This window comes from Pseudonocardia sp. KRD291, from assembly GCF_019263595.1.
Classification (GTDB): Bacteria; Actinomycetota; Actinomycetes; order Mycobacteriales; family Pseudonocardiaceae; genus Pseudonocardia.
The window spans coordinates 1-2,736 of record NZ_JADQDD010000459.1 but is presented as its reverse complement, the minus strand read 5'-3'; the positions used below and the strand labels follow the sequence as shown (position 1 = coordinate 2,736).

The window sequence follows — 2,736 nt, the reverse complement described above, 5'->3', positions numbered from 1 at the left end:
CGGGCGCGCGCCCGCGGGGGCGTGGTTCGCGCCGGGCCGGGTCAACCTGATCGGCGAGCACACCGACTACAACGACGGGTTCGTGCTCCCGTTCGCGCTGCCGCACCGCACCGTCGTCGCCGCGGCGCCGGCGTCCGGGTCGCGGACGACGGTGAGCAGCGCACAGGAGGCCGACGTCGTCGAGTTCCGCGCCGCGGCCGTGGTGCCCGGTGACGTGCCCGGGTGGGCCGGCTACGTCGCCGGGATGTTCTGGGCGCTGCGCGAGGCCGGTCACCCGGTGCCGGAGGTGGACATCGTGCTCGACAGCGACGTCCCGGTCGGGGCCGGGCTGTCGTCGTCGGCCGCGCTGGAGTGCGCGGTCGGGGTCGCGCTCGCCGACCTGGCCGGGGTGGTGGTCGGCCCGAGCCCGCTGGCGGTGCTGGCCCGGCGGGCGGAGAACGACTTCGTCGGCGCGCCCACCGGCGGGATGGACCAGATGGCCTCGATGCACGGGCGCCCGGAGCGGCTGGTGTTCCTCGACACCCGCGACGACACGATCGAGCTCACGCCGTTCCCGCTCGCCGAGCACGGCCTGACCCTGCTGGTGATCGACAGCCGGGCGCCGCACGCGCACGCCGACGGCCGGTACGGCGAGCGCCGCGCCGACTGCGCCGCCGCGGCCGCGGCCCTGGGCGTGCGGGCCCTGCGCGACGCCACCCCGGACGCCGTCGCCGCCCTGCCCGACGAGCGGATCCGCCGCCGCGCCCGGCACATCGTCACCGAGAACGACCGGGTCCGCGACGTCGTCGCGCTGCTCGCCGGGGGGTCCGACCCGCGGACGATCGGCCCTGCGCTGGACGCCTCGCACGCCTCGATGCGCGACGACTTCGAGATCACCGTCCCGCACGTCGACGTCGCCGCCGAGGTGGCCCGGGAGGCCGGCGCGCACGGTTCCCGGATGACCGGCGGCGGGTTCGGCGGCTGCGTGATCGCCCTCTGCGACGACGCCGACGTCCCGGCCGTCCGCGGCGCGGTCGAGAAAGCCTACGCCGACCGCGGCTGGAGCGCGCCGGTCACCTTCGGCGCCGCCCCCTCGGAGGGCGCAGGCCGCCTGGCCTGAGCGCGAACCCTACGTTCCGGCCCGGAACGACGTGCGGTCGCCGGCTCCGCGCCGGCCGAGCTCCACCCCTATGGCACTTGAAAGACCGAACGGAAGCAGTATCGTACAGAACACGCCGATCTGCAGCCCGCGGGTCGGCACCCGATCCTGGAGGAGACGGCCCGTGCCGCACCTTCCCGTCATGGAACCGGCCGACATCGTGGTGTTCGGCGGCACCGGCGACCTGGCGATGCGCAAGCTGCTGCCCGCCCTCTACCTGCGCGACCGGGATGGCCAGCTCGACGCCGACACCCGGATCGTCGCGGTCTCGCGCTCCGGTCTCGACCACGCCGACTACCGCGACAAGGTCGACTCGGAGCTGCGCCGCACCGCTCCGGCCTGGACCGGTGCGAGCTGCGAGTCCGACGAGGTGCACGAGACCTTCCTGCGCCGCCTGCACCACGTGACCCTCGACGTCGCCGACGACGACTGGTCCGTGCTCGCCGACCTGCTCGGCCCGCCGGACGGTCGCACCCGGGTGCTCTACCTGGCCTCGGCCCCGAAGCTCTTCGGCCGGATCTGCGTCGGCAGCCACGCCCACGGCATCGTCGACGAGGCCTCCCGCGTCGTGCTGGAGAAGCCGCTGGGCACCGACCTGGCGTCGGCGAAGGCGATCAACGACGAGGTCGGGTCGGTGTTCTCCGAGGAGCAGATCTACCGGATCGACCACTACCTCGGTAAGGAGACGGTGCAGAACCTGCTGGTCCTGCGCTTCGGCAACTCCCTGTTCGAGCCGTTGTGGAACGCCGGGCAGATCGACCACGTGCAGATCACCGTGTCCGAGTCGATCGGCGTCGGCGGCCGGGCCGACTACTACGACGGCTCCGGCGCGATGCGCGACATGGTGCAGAACCACCTGCTGCAGCTGCTCTGCCTGGTCGCGATGGAGCCCCCGGCACGGATCGACGGCGAGGGCGTGCGCGACGAGAAGCTCAAGGTGCTGCAGTCGCTGCGCCCGCTGGTCGGCCCGGACGTCGTGCGCGACACCGTCCGCGGCCAGTACACCGAGGGCCTCGTCGACGGCTCCGCGGTGCCGGGCTACGGCACCGAGCTGGCCGAGTCCCGCGCGGGCACGCCCGACGAGCGCACCCCGAGCGACACCGAGACGTTCGTCGCGCTGCGCACCGAGGTCGCGAACTGGCGCTGGGCGGGCGTGCCGTTCTACCTGCGCACCGGCAAGCGCCTGACCCGGCAGGCGTCCGAGATCGTCGTGCAGTTCAAGCCCGTCCCGCACTCGATCTTCCCGGCGTTCGGCGAGCAGATCCCGCCGAACCGCCTCGTCCTGCGCCTGCAGCCGGACGAGGGCGTGCGCCTGCACATGACGGCCAAGGAGCCCGGCCCCGGCGGCATCCGCCCGCACCCGGCCGCACTGGACCTGAGCTTCGCGCGCACGTTCGGCAACCGCCTCCCGGACGCCTACGAGCGCCTGCTGATGGACGTGCTGCGCGGCAACCCGACCCTGTTCATGCGCCGCGACGAGATCGAGGCCGCCTGGCGCTGGGCCGAGCCGGTGATCAACACCTGGGTCGAGACCGACCAGAAGCCGCGCCCCTACGCCGCCGGCTCACCCGGCCCGGCCTCGGCCACGGCCTTGATCG

At 73.9% G+C, this 2,736-nt stretch carries 2 protein-coding genes; both read left to right on the top strand.

Annotation, left to right across the window (positions count from 1 at the left end; genetic code table 11):
* A partial coding sequence (galK, locus tag I4I78_RS31695; protein WP_218615192.1) for a galactokinase occupies nt 1-1,099 on the top strand: 1,099 nt, incomplete at its 5' end.
* A gap of 163 nt (nt 1,100-1,262) precedes the next feature.
* The coding region (zwf, locus tag I4I78_RS31690) for a glucose-6-phosphate dehydrogenase (RefSeq protein WP_218615191.1) at nt 1,263-2,736 on the top strand (1,474 nt) is incomplete at its 3' end.